A 23,887-nucleotide genomic window follows, 5' to 3' on the forward strand; every position below is an offset into this window, starting at 1 on the left:
ACGAGGTACTGCAGCAGCGACTCGTGGGTCTGCTCCGCGTCCCACGGGCAGCCGCCCGGCGAGCGCAGCCGGTCCATGACGGCCACGGCGTCGAGCAGCGCGGCGCCCTGCGGCTCGGGCACCGCGACGGCACCCGCGGTCGGCTCGCAGGTCAGCAGCACCGCGTCGGCGGCGAGCTCCCCTGCCGGGGGCTCGGCCCCGGCCGCCCGCGCGACCTCCTCGGGCACCGAGGGGTCCGCGTACACGGCGGAGGCGGCGCGCAGGGCGGGCAGCGCGGCGGCCGGCAGGACGGCGCCGAGCCGCCGGGACAGGACGATCACCGTGGGAGCCACGCCCCCAGTCTCCCCCGGGGCCGCCCGCGGAGGGCGCGGAGGGCGCGCGGGGGCGCGCGGGGGCGCGGAGGGCGCGGGGGAGACTGGGGCCGCGGGGGGCTCAGCCCCTGGCCGGCCCGATGATGCTGCCGGCCTGCTGGCCCTCGGCGACGACCCGCATGCGCACCGGGTCCCACACCCCGAACCGGGGGTTGACCTGGACCGTCCCGGCGTCGGGCTGGGTGAGCCGCTGCCCGATCGACGCCAGGGTGTCCTGGTCGATCGAGGTCGCCGCCGAGGAGCCCGCCGCGGGCGCGTCCGTCACGCGGTCCGTCACGGGCAGCACGAGCCAGACGCCCTGCCCCGGCGAGGGCTGGAAGGCCACGGTCTGCCCCGCCGGGGTGCCGAAGAGCACCGTCGTGGCGCTGTCGGGGTCGGTCGCGGCGCGGTAGGTCTGGCCGGGCTGGGCGGTGCGCGGGTCGGACAGCACCGCGCGGGCCCGGTCGCCGCCGGCGGCGAGCGCGCGGGCCTTCTCGTCGGCGTCGGCCTGCGAGGTCGCGGCCACCACGTCGGCCGTGACCGCCAGGCCGTCGACGTACCTCTCGGCGAGGGCGATGGCGAGCAGGCGGTCCCGGGCCCGCTCGCGCAGGGCGGCGCCCTCGAACAGGCTGCGGTCGAGCTGCAGGGCCGAGGGGTCGGCGAGCAGGGCGTCGACCCGGTCCTCGCCGACGGCGATCCCGTCGCGTGCCGCCGCCGCGGTGATCAGCTCGTGGCTGACCTGCGTGCTCACGACGTAGCGGGCGATGTCCGCGTCGGCGACCTCGCCGGTGCTCTGCGCGGAGAGCTCGGCCTTGTGTGCCAGGGCCGTGTCGATCCGGGTCTGGACCTCACCGAGGCCCACCGACCGGTCCGCCACGATCACCGCCGAGCCGACCTGGCCGGGGCCGCTGCCGCACGCCGTGGCCACCGTGGCCACCGCGCACGCGGCGACGATCACTCGGCCGATCCGGCCCGGGCGTCCGATGCTCCGCACGGCGGTCACCTTCTCACGGCCTGACGTGGGCCAGGTCACCCGACCCCGGTCACCGCACGCCGACGACGACCGCCTCGCGCACCCCGTCCGTAGTTCTGCGTATTGACGCCCTCGGACGGGCGGCGGGGCGCTCTACTTCTCGGACCGCCACCGTGCCGGGTGGCGGTCCGAGTCGCCCGACCGGACGGAGGTCCGTCATGCGCATGCTGCTCGTCGCCCAGCCCGACGTCGACAAGGGGAGCGAGGCCATCGTCAGCGGCGACATGGCCAAGACGATCCAGGCGACGATCGAACTGATCAAGCCCGAGGCCACCTACTTCGCGCCCGTGCGGGGCCGGCGGACCATGATCGCGGTGTTCGACCTGGACGACCCGGGCCAGCTCCCGAGGATCAGCGAGCCGTTCTTCAGGATGGGCGCCGTGGTCGAGATCGTGCCCGCGATGAACCTGGAGGATCTGCAGCGTGGTCTCGCCGCGATCGGCGGCTGACCCGGCCGGTCAGAGCCGTACCACCACGGTGTCGCACACCTTGTCCGCGAAGGTCTGACGCCGCTCGTCCCACAGCGGCCACAGGTAGCCGAGATACAGCGGCACCGCGTCGAGGACGTGCGCGAGCTGGCGGGCGAGCGTGGCCCAGAAGCCGAGCGTCCCGCCGCCCCGGGCCCGGACGAGCCGCGTGCCCGTCACCTGCTTGCCGAGGCTCTGCCCGGTCGTGCCCTGCCGGTAGCAGGTGTTCCACAGGGCGAAGGCGAAGGCGGCCAGGTAGGCGACGCCGGCGATCCCGAGGACGACCCCGAGATCGCTCGAGAGGGCGAGGCCGACCAGCCCGAGCGAGGCGACGACGCCCGGGATCAGCCCGTCGACGAGCGCCGACCCCACGCGCGAGCCCCACGACGCGTAGTCGGTCCGCGGCGGGACGGGCTGTGGCGGGTACGGCGGCGAGTACTGCGGCGGGTACTGCGGCGCGGAGGGCCCGCCGTAGGGCGGCGGGGCGTACCGCTGAGGTGCGTACCGGGGCTGCTGCGGCTCCCACGGCGCGCGGGCCGGCTGCGGTGGCGGGGTGACGGTCACGAACTCCTCCTGGCTGCCTGGACGATCACGGCAGCCCGCACTCGACCGGTGGGCCCGCGCCGTTAGCACCAGGGGGCCGGTGCCGTGCGCAGCGGGGGGCGGACGCCCCGACCAGCTGTCGGGCGATCGCCCGATCCCCACCCGCCCGGGCCTGTCCTACCGTCGACGGTGCCCGGCGCCTGCGGTCCACCGCCCCACAGGTGCCGGGCCCCGCGTCGATCCCGGCATTCCGCCGATCCGGCCCGTACGCTGCGGCGATGACGCACCGGCTGGCCAACGTCGTGGTCGACAGCGCGGACCCGCGGCGCCTGGCCCGGTTCTGGGCCGAGCTGCTGGGCTGGCCGGTCGCGCACGAGGCCGACGACGAGGTCGACGTCCGGTCCCCGCACGCGCCCTGGACGTTCGACCTGGTGTTCGTGCCGGTGGCGACACCGCGCAGCGGGAAGAACCGGGTCCACCTCGACCTCGCGAGCAGCTCGCCCGGCCAGCAGCTCGAGCTCGTCGAACGCGCGGTCCGGCTCGGCGCCCGGCCCGCCGACGTCGGCCAGCACGCCGTCCCCTGGGTGGTGCTCGCCGATCCCGAGGGCAACGAGTTCTGTGTGCTGGACCCCCGCCCGGAGTACGCCGACACGGGTGCGCTGGCCGCGGTCGTCGTCGACGTGCCGGAGCCCTCGGCGGCCGCCGCGTTCTGGTCCGCGGTGGCGGGGCTGCCCGTCGGGCGCGACGACGGCGAGGTGGCCGGCCTGCGCCCGCCGCCCGGCCTGCCGTGGCTGGAGTTCCTGCCCGCGACGGCGCCCAAGACCGGCAAGGACCGGCTGCACCTCGACGTCGACCCGGTCGGCGACCAGGCCGCGGCGGTGGCCGAGCTGGAGCGGCGCGGCGCGACCCGGGCGGACGTCGGGCAGGGACCGGGGGTCTCCTGGGTGGTCCTCACCGACCCGTGGGGCGGGGAGTTCTGCGTGCTCCGGGCGGGAGCCACCGGAACCTAGAGACCCGCCAGGTCGATCAGGCCGTCCTGCAGGGCACGGGCGACCAGGGCGGCCTTGGTGGTGGCCGGGCGGCCGGCGTCGGCGTACTTGATCCGCACCCGGCCGATGTAGGTGTCCACGGTCTTCACCGACAGGTGGAAGCGCTCCGCCACCAGCTGCTTCGAGTCGCTCTCGAACCAGGCGAGCAGGACCTCGCGCTCGCGCTCGGAGAGCACCGGGCGGTCCGGCCCGGGGTCCGCGGCCATCGCCCCGCCGAGCACCGGCGGCGTGTACGGCCGGTCCTGCACCGCCGCGCGCAGCGCCGGGATCAGGTGCTCCGGCCCCTCCGCCTTGGTCAGGTAGGTCGCCGCGCCCAGCTCGAGGCAGCGCAGGGCGGTGTCGCTGTCCGCGTGCTGCGAGTAGACGACGACGCGCCGGCCGGCGTCGACGAGCCGGGTCAGGTCGCCGAAGGCCGGCGCACCCGGCGTCAGCTGCAGGTCGAACACCACGGCGTCGGCAGCGGGCTCGTCGAGCGCCACCTCCGTGCGGGGCCCCGAGGCGAGCACCCGGATCTCCGGCTCGGCGCGGGCGCACCAGGCGCGCACGCCGGCCACGATCGCCGGGTGATCGTCGACGATCACGATCGAGGGGCCCATCTCGCCTCCACCCATGTCGCACCGCCGGCCTCGACCGTGCTGGTACCCACATCCGCGACGTCCTGCACCGGTACCCGCGCCGCGCCGTCCGTCACCACTCCGACGACGACCGCCCCGCCGACGCCGGCGAGGGTCACCCGCGCCGCGGCCCGTGCCGCGTGCAGCGCCGCCTCGGCCGACGCGAGGAGCGCGCCGGCGGCGTCGGGCGGGAGGACGGGGCGCCGCCCGCGCTCCGAGTAGCGCACCACGACGCCGCGCCGCTCCGCGATGTCGATCAGCGCGGCGAGCTCGCCGGCGAGCGCGTCGCCCGCGTCGCCCTCCTCGGCGAACATCCGGCGCAGCCGCGCGGCCGCCCGGGCCGCCGCCTGCTGCACCTCGGGGTCGGCCGGGGCGAGGGTGCCGTCGCCGATCCCCTGCAGCAGCGGCAGCGCGACGGCGCGCAGCTCGGCGTAGCGGGCCTCCCGGTCGGCATGCACCGTGCGGGCGACCTCCTCCGCGGTGCGCGCCCGCGCCTCCGACTCGGCGGCCTCCGCGGCCTGGCGGGCCACCCGGCGCAGCGCCGACCCCGCGAGCGCGACGGCGAGCTGGAACGACGTCACCCCGACCGCCGTGACCGCGAAGGCCACCAGCGTGATCCGGTCCGTCCGCCCGCTCGCGACGAGCAGCCCGAGCAGGAACAGCAGGTGCACCGCGATCAGGACGACGAGCCCGCGAAGCCGCGCGCCGGCGAACAGCAGCACCCAGATCCAGCCGACGACGCCGTACCCGACGTGCGGCGGCCCGGCGACCTGTGCGGGGTCCAGGGCCAGCGCCGTCAGGACCGCGAGCGCGAGAACCCCGAGCGCGACCGGGACCCGGGCCCGGCCCCAGAAGCGGTGCCGGGCCACCAGCACGGCGTCGACGGCGGCGACGAGGACGAACAGGCCCCAGCCGAGGGGGCCGGCCCAGGCCGGGTGGAACGCCGACGCCCCGGCGAGCAGGTTCGGCAGGCCGAGCCCGACGAGGATCACCAGCGTGATCACGGTCTGGGCGATCCGCAGGCCCCGCAGCAGCCGGACCTCGAGGTCGCAGGGCGCCTCCTCGGCGGGTCCGCTCACCGCGGCCACTCCAGCCGCACGTCGGTGCCCTCCCCCGGCCGCGAGCGGACGACGGCCCGGCCGCCGGCCCCCGCCATCCGCTCGGTCACCGACAGGGCCAGTCCGGCCCGGCCGGCCGGCACCCGCGCAGGGTCGAAGCCGAGCCCCGCGTCGTGCACGGTCACCCGCGCCCGGCCGTCGTCGACCACCGCGGTGACCTGTGCGTGGGCGGTCCCGGCGTGCCGGGCGACGTTCTCCAGCCCCTCCGCCAGGGCACCGCCCAGGGCACCCGCGGCCCCGGCGGGAAGCCACATGTCGCCGTCGACCTCGAGGTCCACCGGGACCCGGGCACCCTGGACGGCCCGCCGGACCACGTCCTGCAGGCACCCCGCGGTGACGGGGGCGCCGTCCAGGGCGGCGACGTCCCGGGCCACCTGCTCACGCAGCCACGGCTCACGTCCGTCGACGCCGCCCAGCCCGACCATGAGCAGCGTGCTCGCGGCGGTGTCGTGCACCGTCGCCCAGTGCGCGCGCTGCTCCGCCCGCCGCGCCCGGGCCAGCTCGGCCTCGCGCTCGGCGGCGAACCGGCGCGCCATCCGTTCGTCGGCCGCCGCTCCCCCGCGGTGCACCAGCCGCCGCACCAGCCGGGACAACCCGGCCTCGACGGCCGTCCAGAGCCCGCCGACGGCCAGCGCCTGGCCCACCGTGATCTCCGGGGCGAGGGAGGCCCCGACCACGAAGGCCACGCAGACCGCCGCGGCCGCCACGGCTCCGGGCCGCGGCCGCACGTGCCACTGCAATGCGACGACGGCGACCGACGCCACCGGCGACACCCACCCCAGCATCCGCAGCAGCAGCGCCGGGTCCACGAGCAGCGGCTGGGCCAGGCACAACGCGCACATCGCCGCGACGTCGACGACCCACACCCGGGCCCGCGGCCGGGTGCGCATCAGGTACAGGTAGGCGACGCTCCACCCGAACAGGACGACCGCGACCGCGCCGCAGAGCGCCGGGCCCGCGGGCGGGTCGGCGAAGGGCGCGGCCACCGCCATCAGCATCCCGACCAGCGCCCGGGCGCCCGCCGCGTAGCGCAGGGCGAACCGGTCGAGGAGGGCCGATGTCGACATGTCGGGAGGCTGGTCGCAGGGCGCGACCACGCCGTTACATCCCGCTGCTCAGGGGCCGACGACCGTCGAGCGTCCGCTCAGGCGTTCACCGCGACGGGGGCCGCCAGCTCCTTCACCAGGGCCGCGAGCCAGTCGAGCAGCTCGGTGTCGCGCAGCGCGGCGCCGCCGATCCGGTTGCCCGCCGCCGGCTTCGGCACCGTGACGAGCCGCGCCGCCGCCTTGTACTGCCCCTTCGGGTGCAGCCGCTTGAACCGCATCTGCTTCGACTCGGGCAGCTCGACCGGGCCGATCCGGATCTGCGTGCCCGCCGCGGCGACCTCCGCGATGCCCAGCTCGCGGCACAGCTGCCGGAACCGGGCGACCGCGAGCAGGTTGAGCACCGGCTGCGGCGGCTCGCCGTACCGGTCCTTCAGCTCTTCGACGATCGCTTCGAGGGCCGCCTCGTCGGCCGCCTCGGCGATCTTGCGGTAGACCTCCAGCCGCAGCCGCTCGCCGTCGACGTAGTCGTGCGGGACGTGCGCGTCGACCGGCAGGTCCACCCGAACCTCGGCCAGCGGCTCCGGCTCCTCGGCGCCCGGTCCGCCGCCCGCCTGCTGGCGGAACGCGGCGACGGCCTCACCGACCAGCCGGATGTACAGGTCGAACCCGACGCCCGCGATGTGGCCGGACTGCTCCGCGCCCAGGATGTTGCCCGCGCCGCGGATCTCCAGGTCCTTCATCGCCACGGCCGCGCCCGAGCCCAGCTCGGAGTGCTGCGCGATCGTGGCGAGCCGGTCGTGGGCGGTCTCGGTGAGCGGGTGCTCCGGCGGGAACAGGAAGTAGGCGTACCCGCGCTCGCGGCCACGGCCGACGCGTCCGCGCAGCTGGTGCAGCTGGGAGAGGCCCAGCGTGTCCGAGCGCTCCACGATCAGCGTGTTGGCGTTGGAGATGTCCAGGCCGTTCTCGACGATCGTCGTGCAGACCAGGACGTCGAACTCGCGGTGCCAGAACGCGTTGACGGTCCGCTCCAGCACGTCCTCGTTCATCTGCCCGTGCGCGACGCCGACGCGCGCCTCGGGCACCAGCTCCTGCACCTTCCGCGCGGCCTTGTCGATGGTCGAGACGCGGTTGTGCACGTAGAACACCTGGCCGTCGCGCAGCAGCTCGCGCCGGATGGCGGCAGCGGCCTGCTTGTCGTCGTAGGCACCGACGTAGGTCAGCGTGGGGTGCCGGTCCTCCGGCGGGGTGGTGATGGTGGACATCTCGCGGATGCCCGCGAGGCTCATCTCCAGCGTCCGCGGGATCGGCGTGGCCGAGAGGGTGAGCACGTCGACGTGGGTGCGCAGGGCGGTGATGTGCTCCTTGTGCTCCACGCCGAAGCGCTGCTCCTCGTCGACGATCACGAGGCCGAGGTCCTTCCAGCGGATCCCGGTCTGCAGCAGCCGGTGCGTCCCGACGACGACGTCGACGGTCCCCGCGGCCAGCCCCTCGATCGTCTCCTTGGCCTCGCCCGGGTCGGTGAACCGGGACAGCCCCTTCACCGTGACGGGGAAGGCGCGCATGCGGTCGGCGAAGGTCTGCAGGTGCTGCGTGGCCAGCAGCGTGGTCGGCACGAGCACCGCGACCTGCTTGCCGTCCTGCACCGCCTTGAACGCCGCGCGGACGGCGATCTCGGTCTTGCCGAAGCCGACGTCGCCGGAGATCACCCGGTCCATCGGCACCGGGCGCTCCATGTCCCGCTTGACCTCGTCGATCGCGGCGAGCTGATCGGGCGTCTCGGTGTAGGGGAAGGCGTCCTCGAGCTCGCGCTGCCACGGCGTGTCCGCCCCGAAGGCGTGCCCGGGCGACGACTGCCGCGCCGCGTAGAGCTGCACCAGGCCGGCCGCGATGTCCCGCACGGCCTTGCGGGCGCGGCCCTTGGTCTTGGCCCAGTCCGCCCCGCCGAGCTTGTTCAGCGAGGGCTGCTCGCCACCGACGTACCGGCTGATCTCGTCGAGTGCGTCCGTCGGCACGAACAGCCGGTCCGCGGGCTGGCCGCGCTTGCTGGAGGCGTACTCCAGCACCAGGTACTCGCGGGTGGCGCCCTGCACGGTGCGCTCGCGCATCTCGACGAACCGGCCGATGCCGTGCTGGTTGTGCACCACGTAGTCGCCGGGCTGCAGCGCAGCGAGGTCGACGGCGTTGCGACGGCGGGCGGGCATCTTCCGCGTGGTCGTGTCCAGGCCGGCGCGCGTGCCGGTCAGGTCCGCCTCGGACAGCAGCACCAGGCCGACCTCCGGCGCGGTGAAGCCGTCGGCGATCCGCCCGCAGGTGACCGTGACCAGGCCCTTCTCCGGGGCCTCGGGCAGGTCCTCGAGCAGCGTCGCCGGCACCTCGGCCTCGCCGAGCTGCTCCAGGCTCCGCTGCGCGGTGCCCTGACCCGCGACGACCAGGACGGCCGCCCCGCCCGCGGCCGTGTGCGCGCGCAGGTCGACGAGCGCGCGGTCGGTGTCGCCGCGGTAGGACTCGATCTCGTGCATGCCCGGGACCACCGCGTCGTCGGCCCCGGAGAGCAGCGGGGACAGGCTGACGACGGGCCGTCCGCTCGCGGTGGCGTGCCCCAGGACCTCGGTGAGGTCCCGGTAGGCCGAGGCGCCGACGTCGATCGGCGCCGTGCCGCCGGTCCCCGCGGCGAGCCAGCTCGCCTCCAGGAACTCCTGTCCGGTCCGGACGAGGTCGTGGCTGCGGGTGCGGACGCGCTCGGGGTCGGCGACCAGCACGCGGGAGTGCGCGGGCAGCAGGTCGGTCAGCAGCTGCAGCTCCCCCGCCACCAGCGCCGGGATCAGCGACTCCATGCCCTCGGCCGGGATGCCCTCGGCGAGGTGCTCCAGGAGCTCGCGCAGCTGCGGGTTGTTCTCGTGCTCGCGCGCCAGCGCGGCGGCACGCTCGCGGACCGGCCCGGTGAGCAGCAGCTCGCGGCACGCCGGCGCGACGACCTCGTCGATCTCCGGCTCCTGCATCGACCGCTGGTCGGCGACGGAGAAGGCGCGCAGCTCGGAGACCTCGTCGCCCCAGAACTCGATGCGGACGGGGTGGTCGGCGGTCGGCACGAACAGGTCGAGGATGCCGCCGCGGACGGCGAACTCGCCGCGCGCGGTGACCATCTCGACGCGGGTGTAGGCCAGCTCGACCAGCCGCTCCAGCAGCTGCTCGAAGTCGTGCTCGGTACCGACCCGCAGCGTGATCGGGTCGAGGGTGCCCAGCCCCGGCGCGATCGGTTGGATCAGGCTGCGCGCCGCGGTCGCGACGAGCCGCGGCGGGTTCTCGGACCCGAGCGTGCGGAACAGGGTGAGCCGGCGGCCGACGGTGTCGGGGCGCGGCGAGAGCCGCTCGTGGGGCAGCGTCTCCCAGCTCGGCAGGACGGCCACCCCGGCCGGGTCGATCAGCTCGGCAGCCGCCGCGGCCAGCTCCTCGGCCTCGCGGTCGGTGGCGGTGACGGCCAGCACCGTGCCGTCCCCGGCCAGGCCGGCGGCCAGGAAGGGGCGCAGCGCGGCAGGGCCCTCTGCCCGGGCCGCGGGCGTGTCGGCCGTGCGGGTGTCGACCGTGCGGGCGGCGTCGAGCACCGCAGCCAGGCCGGGGTCGGAGAGGACGGCGGTGAGCAGACCGGACAGTGGTGCGGCCACGGGACTCCTCGAGAGCATGCGGACAGACCCCTGCCCGGGTCGGGTGCCCGTGCGGGGGTTGTTGACATCGACGATACGCCCGCCCGATTTCTTCCCCACAGGTCGGCACGTCCGGACGCTCGCGGGCACCCGGACGTGCCGCTCGGGGTCACGGGCGGGGCGGCAGCGCCGGCTTGGCCCGGCTCGGACGCGTGGCCGGGTCCGGCGGCCCCACCGGCGGCGAGGTCTGCAGCGCCTCCAGCGCGATCCGGACCGCCGTCTCCAGCTGTGTGTCGCGGCCGGCGACCCAGTCCTGCGGCGTCATGACGACCTCGACGTCCGGGTCCACGCCGTGGTTCTCCACCGACCAGTGCAGGTCGTCGAACCAGAACGAGTACCGCGGCTGGGTCACGCGGGTGCCGTCGACCAGCGCGTACCGGCTGTCGATGCCGATCACGCCGCCCCAGGTCCGGACGCCGACGACCGGGCCCAGGCCCATCCGCTTGAACGCGGCCGTGACGATATCGCCGTCCGAGCCGGCGTGCTCGTCGACCACCGCCACGATCGGCCCGCGTGGCGCCCCCTCCGGATAGGTGGCGGGCGCGCCGTGTCGCACGACGTCCCACCCGATCACCTTGCGGGCCAGCTTCTCGATCACCAGCTGGGACGTGTGCCCGCCGGAGTTGCCGCGGACGTCGAGCACCAGCCCGTCCCGCCGGGCCTCCCGGGCGAAGTCGCGGTGCAGCTGGGCCCAGCCCGACGCCACCATGTCCGGCACGTGCAGGTAGCCGAGCCGGCCCTCGGAGCGGTCGGCCACGAACGCCCGCCGCCCCGCGACCCAGTCGTGGTAGCGCAGGGTCGCGTCACTGCCGAGCGGCCGCACGACGACGCGGCGCACCTCCCCCGCGGCCGTCCGGATCGTCAGCTCGGTCAGCGTGCCCGCGGTGCCCACCAGCAGCGGGGCCGGGCCGAGCTCCGGGTCGACGGGCCGGCCGCCCACCTCGAGCAGCACGTCGCCGGCGCCGACGTCGACGCCCGGGTCGGACAGCGGGCTGCGCGCGCTCGGCGCCGACGTCTCCGGCGGGAGCACCCGGACGATCCGCCAGCCCCCGTTCCCGTCCGGCTCCAGGTCGGCCCCGAGCACCCCGGGCCGGCCGGACCAGTCCCCGCCGGCGCCGCGGCCCACCACGTACGCGTGCGACGACCCCAGCTCGCCCTGGACCTCGTAGAGCAGGTCCACCAGGTCGTCCGCGCTGCCGACGGCCTCGACCAGCGGCCGGTACCGCTCCAGCTCGGCCGCCCAGTCGACGCCGGCCATGTCCTCGATCCAGAAGTGGTCGCGCATCAGCCGGCCCGCCTCGTCGAACATCTGGCGCCACTCGGCGGCCGGGTCGATCGTCACGGAGATGCGCCGGACGTCGACCTCGAACTCGTCCGCGTCGCCCTCCGACGGCGCCGACGAGCCCGAGCGGTCCGGGCGCAGCACCCGCAGCGTGCGGCCGTCCCGCACGACGAGCCGGTTGCCGTCGCCGCTGACCGCGTAGCCGTCGGCCGGGTCGGCGATGGTGTCGACCTTGCGCTTCTTCAGGTCGTAGCGCTCGAGGACCGGGCGCGGGTCGTCGCCGCCGTGCCGACCCTCGCCGAGCACACCGGTGACCGGCACCCACAGCCAGAGCAGGCAGTCCTTCGCGGCACCGAGCGCGCGGTAGCGGCCCTCGGGGACCGGGATCGGGACGACGCGGGCGGTCAGGCCCTCGACGTCGACCACGGTCTCCGGCGGGGCGTCCTTCTCCTCGTCCTTCGGCGCGTCGTCCGAGACCTTCCCCACCGCCTTCGCGGCGGCTCGCTCGGCGGCCTCCGCCTCCTCGCTGCTCTCCGGGGCCGGGAGGTCCTCCGGCTCCTCGTCGGCGGCGGAGACGGGCCGGCCGTCCGGCCCCGCCCCGAACGGCGACGGGGTGCGGGCCGCCAGCGGCACCAGGAAGGGGCGCCAGGAGGCCGGGAAGGTGAGGTCGAAGGAGTGCTCGTCGTAGATCGGGTCGAAGCTGCGGCGCGAGAGGAAGGCCAGGTACTTCCCGTCGTCCGTGAACACCGGGTCGGTGTCGACGAACCGCGGCTCGGTGACCGCCACGAGGGTGTCGGGTCGGTCTCCCTCGGCCAGCTGCACGAGCATGATCCGGCTGAGCTCCGGTTCCACCGGGTCCTCGTAGGCCAGCCAGCGGCTGTCCGGGGAGAAGGCCAGCCCGGCGATCTCCCCGGCCGCGCCGCGGGCCGGTTCGCGCAGGGCACCGGTGGCGGTGTCGAGCAGGAGGAGCCTGCCGTCGTGCGTGGCGAGCGCCGCGAGCGCACCGTCCGGCGAGGGCTCCAGCTCCAGCACCCGGCCGAGCTCGCCGGAGCCGTGGCGGACGAGCGCGGGCGCGCCGTCGGCGTGCGGGTCGAGCGCGGAGATCGCGACGGCGTCCTCGCCGGTCGCGTCGTCGACCCAGATCGCGCGGTCGGCGCCGAGCGGCTGCGCCATCCGCGCCCGGACGCCCGGCTCGGCGAGCAGCGTGCGCGCCGGGCCGTCGCGGTGCGTGAGGCGGTGCACGGTGCCGCGGACGCCCACGATGCTCGCGCGTCCGGTCCGGTCCGGGTACGCGCCGCCGACCCAGGCGGCGGTGGTGATGCGGTGCGGCTCGCGGTCGGTCCGGGGCCCGCCGAGGCGGATGTCGAGGCGGCGCGGCCCCGGGTCGTCGGCGGGGTCGAGGGAGTCGAGCAGGTACAGCTCGCCGGCGGACTCGTAGACCACGCGGCGACCGTCCGTGGCGGCGTGCCGGGCGTAGAAGGCGGGCGCGCCCTCGCCGCCGTGGTCGGTGTGCCGGCGTAGGTCACCGAGGCCCGCGCGGTCGACCGAGTACAGGTTGCCCCAGCCCTCGTGGTCGGAGAGGAAGGCGATGCGGTCGCCGACCAGCATCGGGGCGTCGAGCTGACCCTCGAGCTCCGCGAGGATGCGGCGGAACTCGCCGCTGCCCTCGGGGTCCCACCAGAGCGTGCCCGCCGTGCCGCCGCGGTACCGCTTCCACCAGGCCATGTCGCGCGCCATGGTGCGGCCGACCAGCACCCCGGGGTCGCCCTGCGCGACCGCCGACACCGGGCCGTAATCCAGCCGCTGCGGCCGCCCGGCCTGCGCGGGGACCGCGTACGCCCACGTGTTGGCGCCGGTGTGCTCCCCGATCGCGGAGACCGCGAGCACCTGCCCGTCGGCGGTCCAGCCGGCCAGCCGGGTGCGCACGTCGCCCCAGAACGTGAGGCGGCGGGCGGCGCCGCCTTCCGCGTCGGCGACCCGGATCTCCGGCGCCCCGTCCTTCCACGACGTCCAGGCGACAAGCGTGCCGTCCGGCGAGAACCGCGGTCGGGCGGCCGGGACGTCGTCGGCCGTCAGACGGACGGCGCGGCCCCCGGCGAGCGGGGCGGTCCAGACGTCGTCCTCGGCGACGAACACGACCGTCTCGCCGGCGAGGTGGGGGAAGCGGAGGTAACTGCGGGACACGGCGCCACCGTATCCGTCGGGTCCGACAGGTCCCGGCGACGGCGGCCGGGCGGGCGGGTACCCGCCGACCCACCTGACGGAACGACGCGAACCGGGCAGATCACGCGCGGCTGACACGAGATCGGCCAGGGTCCTTCTTCGCGCCCACGCTGCTGCCCCGCCCGGCAGGCACTCGGCGTGGCGCAGGAGTGCTCAGCGCGCGTAGCGCTCCTGCGCGCGGGCGCGTGCCTTGGCCGCCTCCACCTCGCGGTCCTTCGGCGGGGCTGTGGTCACGAGGTCGTCGAGCAGGTGTTGGGTGACGTGCGCGATCTCCGCCACGGCCCGGTCGAACGCCTCCTGGTTGGCTTGCGACGGCCGGGTCGCCCCGCTGATCTTGCGGACGTACTGCAACGCCGCCGCCTCCACCTCCGACCGGGTCGCGGGCGGCTCGAAGTTGTGCAGGGTGCGGATGTTGCGGCACATGCGCGTTCTCCCGGGCTCGACGTCGGCACCCGCCGTTGTAGCAGCTCAGGCCCCGCGGATCACGTGCATACCCGCGTCGAGGGTGCCGGCGGCCTGGCGCGCCTTCAGCACCGCGAGCCGGGTGAACCGGTTGTCGAACGCCTCCCGGGTCAGTCCCCGCGCCCGGTACTCGGTCGCCAGCTGCCGCGCCCCGGCCGGGATCGTCCACGCCGCCTCGAAGCCGAGCTCCTTGCGGGCCCGCGAGAAGTCCACCCGGTACGAACGCGGGTCGTTGCCGGCCTCCCCGGTGATCGCCAGCTCCGCGCCGGGGACCGCGTCGACCACGGCCTGCGCGATCTCGGCGACCGTGCGGTTGTTCTGCTCGGTGCCCACGTTGTAGGCGCGCCCGCGCACGACGTCGGCGGGTGCCGCGAGCGCCGCGACCACCGCCCCCGCGATGTCCTCGGCGTGGGCGAGCGGACGCCACGGGGTGCCGTCGGAGAGGACCTTGACGACGTTCGAGAGCACGGCGTGCCCGGTCAGGTTGTTCAGCACGATGTCCGCCCGCAGCCGGGCCGAGAAGCCGAAGGCGGTGGCGTTGCGCATCGAGACGGGGACGAAGTCGGCGTCGGCCAGGTCGACGAGGTCGTCCTCCACCCGCACCTTCGACTCGGCGTAGGGGGTGACCGGCTTGAGCGGGGCGTCCTCGTCGACGAGGTCGTCGCCGGACTGGGCGCCGTAGACGGAGCAGGTCGAGGCGTACACGAACCGCCCCACCCCGGCCTCCTTCGCGAGCCGCGCCAGCCGCGTCGACGCGTGGTGGTTGATGTCGTAGGTGATGTCCGGCGCGAGCGAGCCGAGCGGGTCGTTGGACAGCGCCGCCATGTGCACCACGGCGTCGAAGCCCGCCAGCTGGTCCGCCGAGACGTCGCGCAGGTCGACCGCCAGGCCGGGGACGTCCGGGGTGTCGAGCGAGCCGAGGACGCAGTCGGCGAACAGCCCGCTGTCCAGACCCGTGACGTCGTGCCCGGCGGTCGCCAGGATCGGGGCCATCACGGTGCCCAGGTAGCCCTGGTGGCCGGTCAGCAGTACGCGCACTGGTGTCTCCTCGTCGCCGTTCCGCGGTGCACCCGTTGACTCGTCCGCGGCACGGGGAGCATTAGTCGACGGGGTCGATCCCGGTGAGCGGCGCCACGCCCAGGACCAGTTTCTGGGCGTGGAAGGCCTCGGCGTAGCGCGCGTGGCACTGCACGCCGCGCACCCGGGCGAGTCCGGCGAACGTCTCGGCGTCGAACCAGGTCCGGTCCCGCTGGCTGCCGTAGTGCTCGAGGAGCTTGGTGACCTTCTCCCGGAGCACCGGCTCGGCGAGGGGCAGGTAGACCGACGGCTGCGCGAGGTCGCTCTCCCACTTCAGGATCTCGTAGCCGAGGGCCAGGTGGTCGCGGAAGACCGTCGGAATGATCTTCGACAGGGTGCGGTGGTCCTGGTGCGCGTCGTGGGCCGTCGGTCCGAGGATCAGGTCCGGCTCCCCCATCGCCCGGACCTCCTCGACCGCCTGCTTGGCGCGCTCCCAGCGCACCGGCACGCGCCCGTCGGGCAGGTCGTGCACGATGATCTCGAGCTTGGCGCCGGGGCAGAAGGCCGCGAGCGCCTCCCGCTCCTCCTCCTCGCGCAGCGAACCGCCCCCCGTCAGCACCATGGCCGTGACGGAGACGCCCGGGTGGGCCCGGCAGAGCTCGAGCAGCGCTCCGCCCGCGCCGATCGCGATGTCGTCGCAGTGGGCTCCGAGCAGGACCATCCGGTCCAGGCGCTCGGGCAACAGGCTCAGCATCGTCGGGCTCAGCGCTCCTCGCGGACGGGACGGCGACGGGCGGACGCCGTGGTGCGGTCGGTGACGACCCTCAGCATCCCCCGTCGCATCCCGCGCCGACAGAGCCGAACGATCACTCCCGGTGCTCTCAGAGAGTGTTGTGAAACCTGGTGATCGCTCGGCGTGGCGGCGGTGATAGGCGCAGGGACGTGGTGATCGTCCGGTCGGGTGTGTGTCTGTAGCTGCAAGCCGGCTTATGACTCGTCGGTGACCGACGGGCAGTGGGTGGTGATCGAGCCGTTGCTGCCACGCCCGGCGGCGGTGTTGGGTGGGCGCCCGTATGTGCACTCTCGCAGGTTGATCGTCGACACGATCTCCTATGTACTGGTCAGTGGGTGCGCGTGGCGGCTGGTCCCGCACGATCTGGCCCCGTGGAGCATCGCCTACCAGTGGTTTCGGGCCTGGACTCGCGACGGCACCTGGGACCGGGTCCATGAGGTGCTGCGCGACCGGGTCCGCATCGCCGACGGCCGTGACCCGCAGCCCTCGGCCGGGGTGCTGGACTCCCAGTCGGCCCGCTCCAGCGAGGGTGGTGAGCAGATCGGCTACGCGCCGGGAAACGCGTGCGGGGCCGCAAACGCCACTTGCTTGTCGACACCCTCGGCCTGATGCTGCACGTGGTGGTGCACTCGGCGTCGGTGCAGGACCGGGCGGGTGCCCGGTTGATGCTCTCCGGTGCCCGGGCCCGGTTCCCGCTGCTCGGGCTGGTGTGGGTCGACGGCGGCTATGTCAACTCCGTGGATGCCGGACTGGTCGGCTGGGCGCGACGTACCGAGGGGCTGGAGGTGGTCGCGGTCCCGCGTAACGCCGACGTGAAAGGGTTCCAGGTGCTGCCCCGCCGGTGGGTGGTGGAACGAACCTTCGGCTGGTTGACGAGGTGTAGACGGTTGGCCCGGGACTACGAACGCAAGACCGCTCACGCCGAGGCGATGATCAAGTTCGCGATGATCCGGCTGATGGCCGCCCGGCTCGCCGGTGAGGAATTCCCCGCTCCCCGCAGTGAGATCGAGAAGGAAGCCGCTCGCCGGTTAGCAGAAGACCTCAAGGACTGATCGCGGAGGTTCTACAACACTCTCTCAGACGACCTCGAGGGACGGGATCGGGAACACGAGCCGCCCGCCCCACTCCCGCACGGGCGCGAGCTGCTCGACGAGCTCGTCGCGCAGGTTCCACGGGAGGACGAGCACGTAGTCCGGCCGGTCGGCCTCGATGCGTTCCGGCGGCAGGACCGGGATCCGCGTGCCCGGGGTGAACCGGCCGTGCTTGTACGGGTTGCGGTCCACCGTGTACGGCAGCAGGTCCGGCCGGATGCCGCAGTAGTTGAGCAGGGTGTTGCCCTTGCCGGGCGCCCCGTACCCGACCACGGTCCTCCCGGCGCGCCGCGCCTCGATCAGGAAGGCCACCAGGTCGTCGCGCACCCGCGAGACGGCCTCGGCGAAGCCGTCGTGACCGTCGGCGGTGTGCAGCCCGGCCTTCTCCTCCGCGGCCAGCACCTCGCGCACCCGGGCCGAGGGCTCGCCCGCGACGGCGGCCGGCCGGGCCCAGACGCGGATGGACCCGCCGTGGGTGTCCAGGAGCTCGACGTCGACGACCGTCAGCCCGCCCGACGCGAGGGCGCGCTGGGCCGTGAGCAGCGTGTAGTACTGGAAGTGCTCGTGGTAGACGGTGTCGAACTGGGTCCGCTCCACGAGCGTGAGCAGGTGCTGGACCTCGATCGACACCCAGCCGTCGTCGGCGACGAGCGCGCGCAGGCCCTCGGTGAAGCCGACGACGTCGGGGATGTGGGCGTAGACGTTGTTCAGGGCCACCAGGTCCGCCGGCCCGTGCTCCGCGCGGACCTGCGCTCCGGTCTCCGGGGTGAGGAAGGCGGTCAAGGTGGGGACGCCCCGCTCGCGCGCGGCCTCACCCACGTTGCGCGACGGCTCGATGCCCAGGCACCGGATCCCGCGCGCGACCACGTGCTGCAGCAGGTAGCCGTCGTTGCTGGCCACCTCGACGACGAACGAGTCCGGCCCGAGCCCGAGCCGCTCGCGCGACGAGTCGACGAACCGCTCCGCGTGCTCCACCCACGACGTCGAGTACGAGGAGAAGTAGGCGTACTCGGTGAAGGTCTCCTCCGGCGTGATCAGCGGGGGGAGCTGGGCGAGCAGGCACTCCTCGCAGACCCGCACGTGCAGGGGGTAGGTCGGCTCCGGCCGCTCGAGCGCGTCGGCGGTGAGGAACAGCTCGCACGGGGGCGTCGCCCCGAGGTCGAGGAAGCTGCGCAGGGCACTGGCCCCGCACAGCCGGCAACGGAGATCGGTCACGGTTCTGATGCCCCCACGGCGACGGCCTGCACGACACGTCCGGGTTCGCCCGCTCCCGTGCGGCCGTTACCCCGCGGTTGCGGCCGTTCGGCCGAGCGCGCCGCCCCGACCCGGCCGGACGCGCCGCCGCAGCCGCCGGACACGCCCGTGACAGGATGGAGGCCTGTCCGCCGTGGTGTAACGGCAGCACCTCGGATTTTGGTTCCGATGGTCCAGGTTCGAATCCTGGCGGCGGAGCGGCGTCGCGGGGCCCTCGTGCCCGACCCGGCACACGCGGAAGGGCGGCCCGCCGGATCGCGGCGGACCGCCCTTCGCGTCGGTCGCGGCCCTGGGGGTCAGGGACCGCAGGCGGGCTTCGGCGGGGACGGCGGCGGGGGCCGCCCGTTCCCCGTGCACCCCGGGCTCGTGGTCGTGCGCATGCGAAGTCCCTCCCGCCCGACGGGCGCGCCTCAGTCCAGCGCGGCGTCGAGCGTGATCGTGGTGCCGGTCAGCGCCTTGCTGACCGGGCAGCCCTCCTTGGCGGCCTGGGCGGCCTTCTCGAAGGCGGTGGCGTCCATGCCGGGGACCTCGCCCCGGACGGTGAGCGCGATGCCCGTGATCCGGAACCCGCCGCCCTGGTCCGGGCCCAGCGAGACGTCGGCCTTGACGTCGAGCGCCTCGGGCGTGGCGCCCTCCTGGCCGATGAGCGCGGAGAGCTGCATCGCGTAGCAGGCCGAGTGGGCCGCGGCGATGAGCTCCTCCGGGCTGGTGGTGCCGCCGGCCTCCTCGGCCGCGCGCTTGGGGAAGCTGACCTCGTAGGTACCGACCTTGCTGCTGGTCAGCTCGACCTGGCCGGATCCCTGCTCCAGGGAACCGTTCCAGGCCGTCCGTGCGGTGCGAGTGGGCATTCGGGCCTCCCGTCGGCGATGGTCCGTAGGGGGAACCCACCACGCGGGCCCGGCTACACGCGAGGTGGGTGCGAGATCGCCGACCGGTCCGATCGGGACGACGAGCGGAGGATCAGCGCACCTGGACCGCGTCGCCGACCTGGAGGAAGTCGTAGAAGGCCCGGGCGTCCTCGTTGGCCAGGCGGACGCAGCCGGCCGACGGCGTCTGCAGGTTGCCCTCGTGGAACGCGATGCCGCCCTCGGCGAAGAACACCGCGAACGGCATCGGCGCGTCGTTGAACTCCTTGCTGCGGTGCGTGTCGTTCTTCCACTCGACCACGAAGTCGCCGCGCGGCGTCTCGTGGCCGGGCCCGCCCGGGCTCGTGGCGACGGGGCCGCGGACCACCCTGCCGTCGTCGACCAACCAGGCCTTCTTCCCGGCGAGGTCCACGCAGGCCCGCGCCTCCGCGGTGCACGGGGTCCCCTCGACGGGGCCGGGCCCCGCGACGGCCTGGCCCTGGCCGGCGGCGAGCGTCCCCACCCCGACCAGTCCGGCCGCGACCGCCCCACGGACCCGCGGCGGGCGCGCCCTGCTGTGCCTTCCCATCTGTCCGCTCGGCACCTTTCATCCCGTTCGCCCCGGCCGACAGCACAACGACCGGGACGGGGCGAGGTAACGAGGCCGGCGAGCGGCCCGACAGGCCCGCGTAGGATTCGCCCCGCATCGGGGACCCGACCATCTCTCGAGGAGCGCCCATGCCCGACCGCCCTTCCGCCCGCCCCGCCGCCGCCGTGGTGCTGGCCGCGGGTGAGGGGACCCGGATGCGGTCCGCGACCCCCAAGGTGCTGCACGAGATCGGCGGCCGTAGCCTGCTCGGGCATGCCGTGCACGCCGTCGCGGAACTGGAGCCGGAGCACCTCGCGGTGGTCGTCGGGCACGCCCGCGAGCAGGTGGGCGCCGCGCTCGAGCGCCTCGGCGACGAGGTGGCGCGCCGGGTCCTGCCCGCCGTCCAGGAGCAGCAGAACGGCACGGGCGACGCGGTCCGCTGCGGTCTCGCCGCCCTGCCCGGCGGGCTGACCGGCACCGTCCTGGTGACCTACGGGGACGTGCCGCTGCTCGACGCCACGACGTTCACCGAGGTCCTGCGGCTCCACGAGACCGCGGGCGCCGCCGTCACGCTGCTCAGCACGGACCTGGACGACCCCACGGGGTACGGCCGGATCGTCCGCGACCCCACGGGCTCGGTGCTGCGGATCGTCGAGCAGAAGGACGCCACGGAGGAGCAGCGCGCGCTCACCGAGATCAACTCCGGCGTCTACGCCTTCGACGCCGCCTTCCTCGCCTCCGGCCTCGGCCGCCTCGACACCGCGAACGCCCAGGGCGAGCTCTACCTCACCGACCTGGTCGCGCTCGCGGTCGCCGACGGGCTGCGCGTGGAGGCGGTGCGCGTCGACGACCCGTGGCTGGTCGCGGGCGTCAACGACCGGGTGCAGCTCGCCGCGGTCCGCGCGGAGCTGAACCGGCGGGTGCTGGAGCGGTGGATGCTCGCGGGCGTGACCGTCGTCGACCCCACCACCACGTGGGTCGACGTCCAGGTCCGGCTCGGGCGGGACGTCGTCGTCGAGCCGGGGACGCAGCTGCGCGGGCAGACCACGGTGGGCGACGCGGCGGTCGTCGGGCCGGACACCACGCTCACCGACGTCGAGATCGGCGAGGGCGCCTCGGTGGTCCGGACGCACGGCTCGTCGTCGTCGATCGGCCCCGGCGCCTCCGTGGGCCCGTTCGCCTACCTGCGCCCGGGTGCGCGGCTGGGGCCCGACGGCAAGATCGGCACCTTCGTCGAGGTGAAGAACGCGGACATCGGCCGCGGCTCCAAGGTGCCGCACCTCACCTATGTGGGCGATGCCACGATCGGCGAGCAGAGCAACATCGGCGCCTCGTCGGTCTTCGTCAACTACGACGGTGTGGCCAAGCACCGCACCACCATCGGGTCGCACGTCCGGACCGGGTCCGACACCATGTTCATCGCCCCGGTGAGCATCGGCGACGGCGCCTACACGGGTGCCGGCACGGTCGTCCGCGAGGATGTTCCACCGGGGGCGCTGGCGGTGTCGTCCGGGCCACAGCGCACCATCGACGGGTGGGTCGTACGGAAGCGACCCGGCACGCCGGCGGCCGAGGCCGCCGAGCGGGCCAGCGACACGGCCGCCCGGGGCGCGGCCGACAGCGGCCGAGGAGGCACAGCGCAGTGAGTGCGATGTCGGGTCAGCCGAAGAAGAACCTGATGTTCTTCTCCGGGAGGGCGCACCCCGAGCTGGCCGAGCAGGTCGCCAAGGAGCTCGACGTCACCGTCACGCCGCAGTCGGCGTACTCCTTCGCGAACGGCGAGATCTTCGTCCGTTTCGAGGAGTCGGTGCGCGGGTGCGACGCGTTCGTCCTGCAGGCGCACAGCGCGCCGATCAACGACGCGATCATGGAGCAGCTGATCATGGTCGACGCGCTCAAGCGCGCCTCGGCCAAGCGGATCACCGTGGTCATGCCGTTCTGGGGCTACGCCCGCCAGGACAAGAAGCACCGCGGCCGCGAGCCGATCTCGGCCCGCCTGGTCGCGGACCTGTTCAAGACGGCCGGTGCGGACCGGATCATGACCGTCGACCTGCACACGGCGCAGATCCAGGGCTTCTTCGACGGCCCGGTCGACCACCTCTTCGCGCTGCCGGTGCTCGCCGAGCACATCAAGCAGAACTATGCGGGGGCCGACCTCGCCGTCGTCTCGCCGGACTCGGGGCGCGTGCGGCTGGCCGAGCGCTGGGCGGAGACGCTGGGCGGCACGCCGCTGGCCTTCATCCACAAGACCCGCGACCCGCTCAAGCCGAACGAGGCCAAGGCGAACCGCGTGGTCGGTGAGATCGACGGCCGCACCTGCGTGGTCATCGACGACATGATCGACACCGGCGGCACGGTGGCGAAGACGGTCGAGGTGCTGCTCAAGGAGGGCGCGAAGGACGTGATCATCGCGGCCACGCACCCGGTGCTCTCCGGCCCCGCGGTCGAGCGGCTGTCCACGTGCGGCGCCCGCGAGGTGATCTTCACCGACACGCTGCCGATCCCGGACGAGAAGCGGTTCCCGAACATGACCGTGCTCTCGATCGCCCCGCTGCTCGCCGAGGCGATCCACCAGGTGTTCGACGACGGCTCGGTCACCAGCCTGTTCGACGGCAACGCCTGAGCGGACGTGCCGAGGGGCGGGAGGCACGAGCCTCCCGCCCCTCGGCGTTCTCGGCGGGGCGGCCCACCCTGGTCGAGGTGCAGCCGCCGATGAGGGCGTCCCCCGAGGACCCCGCCGACGACCCCGCCGACGACCCGGCCCCGTGGCCGGCAGCGACACCTCCCGCGTGACCCTCACCGCCGCCGGCGCCGGCGCCGGCGCGGAGCGAGTACGGACGACCGGCTCATCGCCGCAGGCCGGACGGCCCTCGGCCACCGCCGCGGGAATCATCGATTCTCCCGAGCCCGCCCCGGGTGTCCGCCTTGGCGGACCCTGCGACGAGCCCGTTCCGGTGCGGGCGTACTCTTGTCGGCGGTTCCGCGGCGAGGGCGGGTTGTTCGACGAGCCCGCCGTCATCGACGTGTGGTCGGCTGTTCCGCCGCCTCCTCGCCGCGCGCACGCGACATCAGCAGTTCGAGGAGAGAGACCCACCGTGGCCCAGTCCAAGATCGCCGCCGAGACCCGGACCGAGTTCGGCAAGGGCGCCGCGCGGCGCACCCGCAAGGCGGGCAAGATCCCCGCCGTCCTCTACGGGCACGGCACCGACCCGCAGCACCTGACGCTGCCGTCGCTGGAGTTCGCCGCCGTCGTCCGCGAGCAGGGCCGCAACGCCGTGCTCGAGCTGGACATCGTCGGGGGCAGCAGCCAGCTGGCGCTGACCAAGACCGTGACCTTCCACCCGATCCGCCCCTACATCGAGCACGTCGACCTGCTCGTCGTGCAGAAGGGCGAGAAGGTCGTCGTCGAGATCCCGGTGATCATCACCGGTGAGGCGGCCCCTGGCTCCCTGGTCACCCAGGAGCTGAACACCATCGAGGTCGAGGCCGACGCCCTGAACATCCCCGAGAACGTCGAGGTCTCGGTCGAGGGCGCCGAGGTCGGCACCCAGTTCCTGGCGGGCCAGGTCGCGCTGCCGACGGGTTCGGAGCTGCGCACCGACCCCGAGTACCTGGTCGTCAACGTGGTCGCCGCGCCGACCGCCGAGGACCTCGAGGCGACCGAGGACGCCGAGGGCGCCGGTGTCGTCGAGGACGCCCCGGAGACCCCGGCCGACGTGTCCGAGGCCCCGGCCGAGGGCGAGTCCGCCGAGGGCGACGCCTCCGCCGAGAGCTGATCGGTGGCGCCGGCACCGTCCGCCGGCACGGCGCTGGTGGTCGGGCTCGGGAACCCCGGGCCCGGCTACGCCGACACCCGGCACAACGTCGGGTTCGGCGTGGCCGAGTTGCTGGCCGAGCGCGCCGGCGCGCGCTTCTCCCTGCACAAGCGGTCCAACGCCGAGGTCGCCGAGGGCAGGCTCGCCGGCCGCAAGGTCGTGCTGGCCAAGCCGCGGACGTACATGAACGAGTCCGGCGGCCCGGTCGCCGGGCTGGTCCGGTACTTCTCCGTGCCGCCCGAGGAGCTCGTCGTGGTGCACGACGACCTCGATCTCGGCTTCGGCGTGATCAGGCTGAAGCGGGGCGGCGGCGAGGGCGGGCACAACGGCCTGCGCTCGATCAGCCGCTCGCTCGGCACCAAGGACTACCTGCGGGTGCGCTTCGGCATCGGTCGCCCGCCCGGCCGCCAGGACCCGGCGGACTACGTGCTCAAGCGGTTCTCCGCGACCGAGCGCAAGGAGCTGGACTTCGCGGTCGACCTGGCCGCCGACGCCGCGGAGGCGCTGCTCGAGCAGGGCCTCGAGCCCGCGCAGAACCGCTTCCACGCGCTGTCCGGCTGATCCCGAGGGGCCCTTCCGCCACCGTGCGGGAGGG

At 74.6% G+C, this 23,887-nt stretch carries 20 protein-coding genes, 1 tRNA gene and 1 pseudogene; 8 read left to right on the forward strand and 14 right to left on the reverse strand.

The window, feature by feature from the left end:
• Together LWC35_RS09600 and LWC35_RS09605 are read right to left on the reverse strand one after the other, a co-directional pair.
• Positions 1–332: pseudogene (locus tag LWC35_RS09600) on the reverse strand (nucleoside triphosphate pyrophosphohydrolase); the annotation flags it as partial.
• 100 nt (positions 333–432) lie between these two features.
• Entirely contained in the window at positions 433–1,344 is a 912-nt protein-coding gene (locus LWC35_RS09605; RefSeq protein ID WP_232869698.1) for a hypothetical protein, read from the reverse strand.
• 197 nt (positions 1,345–1,541) lie between these two features.
• Here LWC35_RS09605 and LWC35_RS09610 point away from each other — a divergent pair, with 197 nt between their 5' ends.
• Positions 1,542–1,832 carry a hypothetical protein gene (locus LWC35_RS09610; protein ID WP_232869699.1) on the forward strand — a complete coding sequence of 97 codons (291 nt, stop codon included), beginning with the start codon at positions 1,542–1,544 and terminating at the stop codon, positions 1,830–1,832.
• Between the two features lie 9 nt (positions 1,833–1,841).
• Here the strand turns inward: LWC35_RS09610 and LWC35_RS09615 are convergent, their stop codons facing one another.
• Positions 1,842–2,414, reverse strand: a complete 573-nt coding sequence (locus LWC35_RS09615) for an RDD family protein (RefSeq protein WP_232869700.1) — start codon at positions 2,412–2,414, stop codon at positions 1,842–1,844.
• Between the two features lie 257 nt (positions 2,415–2,671).
• On the opposite strand from LWC35_RS09615, the gene LWC35_RS09620 reads away from it, so the two are divergent.
• Complete coding sequence (locus LWC35_RS09620) at positions 2,672–3,403, forward strand: VOC family protein (protein ID WP_232869701.1); 732 nt, start codon at positions 2,672–2,674, stop codon at positions 3,401–3,403.
• Here LWC35_RS09620 and LWC35_RS09625 read toward each other — a convergent pair.
• The 8 genes from LWC35_RS09625 to LWC35_RS09660 form a co-directional block, all read right to left on the reverse strand.
• Positions 3,400–4,038 (reverse strand): response regulator, encoded by a 639-nt coding sequence (locus tag LWC35_RS09625; protein WP_232869702.1) that lies wholly within the window; start codon positions 4,036–4,038, stop codon positions 3,400–3,402. The two genes, LWC35_RS09620 and LWC35_RS09625, sit on opposite strands and share 4 nt — an antisense overlap.
• On the reverse strand, positions 4,020–5,135 hold the full coding sequence (locus LWC35_RS09630; RefSeq protein ID WP_232869703.1) for a hypothetical protein: 1,116 nt from the start codon (positions 5,133–5,135) through the stop codon (positions 4,020–4,022). The genes LWC35_RS09625 and LWC35_RS09630 overlap by 19 nt, the downstream gene beginning before the upstream one ends.
• Positions 5,132–6,241, reverse strand: coding sequence for a sensor histidine kinase (locus LWC35_RS09635; protein WP_232869704.1), 1,110 nt, complete (start codon positions 6,239–6,241; stop codon positions 5,132–5,134). Before LWC35_RS09635 ends, LWC35_RS09630 begins: the two co-directional genes overlap by 4 nt.
• Before the next feature lie 77 nt (positions 6,242–6,318).
• A complete protein-coding gene (gene mfd, locus LWC35_RS09640) occupies positions 6,319–9,900 on the reverse strand; it encodes a transcription-repair coupling factor (RefSeq protein ID WP_372463026.1) in 3,582 nt (1,193 codons plus the stop codon).
• Between the two features lie 130 nt (positions 9,901–10,030).
• Positions 10,031–13,387: a S41 family peptidase gene (locus tag LWC35_RS40200; protein WP_232869706.1), complete on the reverse strand. Its 3,357-nt coding sequence runs from the start codon at positions 13,385–13,387 to the stop codon at positions 10,031–10,033.
• A 192-nt stretch (positions 13,388–13,579) separates the two neighbouring features.
• A complete protein-coding gene (locus LWC35_RS09650) occupies positions 13,580–13,849 on the reverse strand; it encodes a DUF2277 domain-containing protein (protein WP_232869707.1) in 270 nt (89 codons plus the stop codon).
• Positions 13,850–13,894: 45 nt separating this feature from the next.
• Positions 13,895–14,926, reverse strand: a complete 1,032-nt coding sequence (locus LWC35_RS09655; protein ID WP_232869708.1) for an NAD-dependent epimerase/dehydratase family protein — start codon at positions 14,924–14,926, stop codon at positions 13,895–13,897.
• A gap of 61 nt (positions 14,927–14,987) precedes the next feature.
• Entirely contained in the window at positions 14,988–15,659 is a 672-nt protein-coding gene (locus LWC35_RS09660) for a PIG-L deacetylase family protein (RefSeq protein ID WP_232869709.1), read from the reverse strand.
• A gap of 207 nt (positions 15,660–15,866) precedes the next feature.
• Between LWC35_RS09660 and LWC35_RS09665 the strand changes: the two genes are divergently transcribed.
• Positions 15,867–16,750, forward strand: a protein-coding gene (locus LWC35_RS09665) for an IS5 family transposase (protein WP_232869710.1) whose coding sequence is annotated in 2 segments (ribosomal slippage) — positions 15,867–16,248 and positions 16,248–16,750 — 885 coding nt in all. Because the reading frame shifts where the segments join, the coding sequence is not laid out codon by codon here.
• A gap of 24 nt (positions 16,751–16,774) precedes the next feature.
• Here LWC35_RS09665 and LWC35_RS09670 read toward each other — a convergent pair.
• Positions 16,775–18,004 (reverse strand): class I SAM-dependent methyltransferase, encoded by a 1,230-nt coding sequence (locus LWC35_RS09670; protein WP_232869711.1) that lies wholly within the window; start codon positions 18,002–18,004, stop codon positions 16,775–16,777.
• 166 nt (positions 18,005–18,170) lie between these two features.
• Here LWC35_RS09670 and LWC35_RS09675 point away from each other — a divergent pair.
• Positions 18,171–18,241 (forward strand) — tRNA-Gln (locus tag LWC35_RS09675).
• Between the two features lie 212 nt (positions 18,242–18,453).
• Here LWC35_RS09675 and LWC35_RS09680 read toward each other — a convergent pair.
• On the reverse strand, positions 18,454–18,891 hold the full coding sequence (locus tag LWC35_RS09680; RefSeq protein WP_232869712.1) for an OsmC family protein: 438 nt from the start codon (positions 18,889–18,891) through the stop codon (positions 18,454–18,456).
• 112 nt (positions 18,892–19,003) lie between these two features.
• Positions 19,004–19,477, reverse strand: a complete 474-nt coding sequence (locus LWC35_RS09685; protein WP_232869713.1) for a L,D-transpeptidase — start codon at positions 19,475–19,477, stop codon at positions 19,004–19,006.
• A gap of 149 nt (positions 19,478–19,626) precedes the next feature.
• Between LWC35_RS09685 and glmU the strand changes: the two genes are divergently transcribed.
• The 4 genes from glmU (at position 19,627) to pth (ending at position 23,853) form a co-directional block, all read left to right on the forward strand.
• The gene (glmU, locus tag LWC35_RS09690; protein WP_232869714.1) at positions 19,627–21,123 is read left to right on the forward strand and encodes a bifunctional UDP-N-acetylglucosamine diphosphorylase/glucosamine-1-phosphate N-acetyltransferase GlmU; all 1,497 of its coding nucleotides are present in this window, start codon (positions 19,627–19,629) and stop codon (positions 21,121–21,123) included.
• Complete coding sequence (locus LWC35_RS09695) at positions 21,120–22,100, forward strand: ribose-phosphate diphosphokinase (protein WP_504937472.1); 981 nt, start codon at positions 21,120–21,122, stop codon at positions 22,098–22,100. Before glmU ends, LWC35_RS09695 begins: the two co-directional genes overlap by 4 nt.
• Positions 22,101–22,572: 472 nt before the next feature.
• Positions 22,573–23,253: a 50S ribosomal protein L25/general stress protein Ctc gene (locus LWC35_RS09700; protein WP_232869715.1), complete on the forward strand. Its 681-nt coding sequence runs from the start codon at positions 22,573–22,575 to the stop codon at positions 23,251–23,253.
• 3 nt (positions 23,254–23,256) lie between these two features.
• Positions 23,257–23,853 carry an aminoacyl-tRNA hydrolase gene (gene pth / locus LWC35_RS09705; protein ID WP_232869716.1) on the forward strand — a complete coding sequence of 199 codons (597 nt, stop codon included), beginning with the start codon at positions 23,257–23,259 and terminating at the stop codon, positions 23,851–23,853.
• Positions 23,854–23,887: the final 34 nt, after the last annotated feature.

The organism is Pseudonocardia kujensis (genome assembly GCF_021283305.1).
Taxonomy (GTDB): Bacteria; Actinomycetota; Actinomycetes; order Mycobacteriales; family Pseudonocardiaceae; genus Pseudonocardia; species Pseudonocardia kujensis.

What these genes read in the sequence shown, in the direction of transcription:
- LWC35_RS09610 (WP_232869699.1), top strand. Translation starts at nt 1,542, where the DNA reads ATGCGCATGCTGCTCGTCGCCCAGCCCGACGTCGACAAGGGGAGCGAG.
- LWC35_RS09620 (WP_232869701.1), top strand. Translation starts at nt 2,672, where the DNA reads ATGACGCACCGGCTGGCCAACGTCGTGGTCGACAGCGCGGACCCGCGG.
- LWC35_RS09625 (WP_232869702.1), bottom strand. Translation starts at nt 4,038, where the DNA reads ATGGGCCCCTCGATCGTGATCGTCGACGATCACCCGGCGATCGTGGCC.
- LWC35_RS09635 (WP_232869704.1), bottom strand. Translation starts at nt 6,241, where the DNA reads ATGTCGACATCGGCCCTCCTCGACCGGTTCGCCCTGCGCTACGCGGCG.
- mfd (WP_372463026.1), bottom strand. Translation starts at nt 9,900, where the DNA reads ATGCTCTCGAGGAGTCCCGTGGCCGCACCACTGTCCGGTCTGCTCACC.
- LWC35_RS09650 (WP_232869707.1), bottom strand. Translation starts at nt 13,849, where the DNA reads ATGTGCCGCAACATCCGCACCCTGCACAACTTCGAGCCGCCCGCGACC.
- LWC35_RS09660 (WP_232869709.1), bottom strand. Translation starts at nt 15,659, where the DNA reads ATGCTGAGCCTGTTGCCCGAGCGCCTGGACCGGATGGTCCTGCTCGGA.
- LWC35_RS09680 (WP_232869712.1), bottom strand. Translation starts at nt 18,891, where the DNA reads ATGCCCACTCGCACCGCACGGACGGCCTGGAACGGTTCCCTGGAGCAG.
- LWC35_RS09685 (WP_232869713.1), bottom strand. Translation starts at nt 19,477, where the DNA reads ATGGGAAGGCACAGCAGGGCGCGCCCGCCGCGGGTCCGTGGGGCGGTC.
- glmU (WP_232869714.1), top strand. Translation starts at nt 19,627, where the DNA reads ATGCCCGACCGCCCTTCCGCCCGCCCCGCCGCCGCCGTGGTGCTGGCC.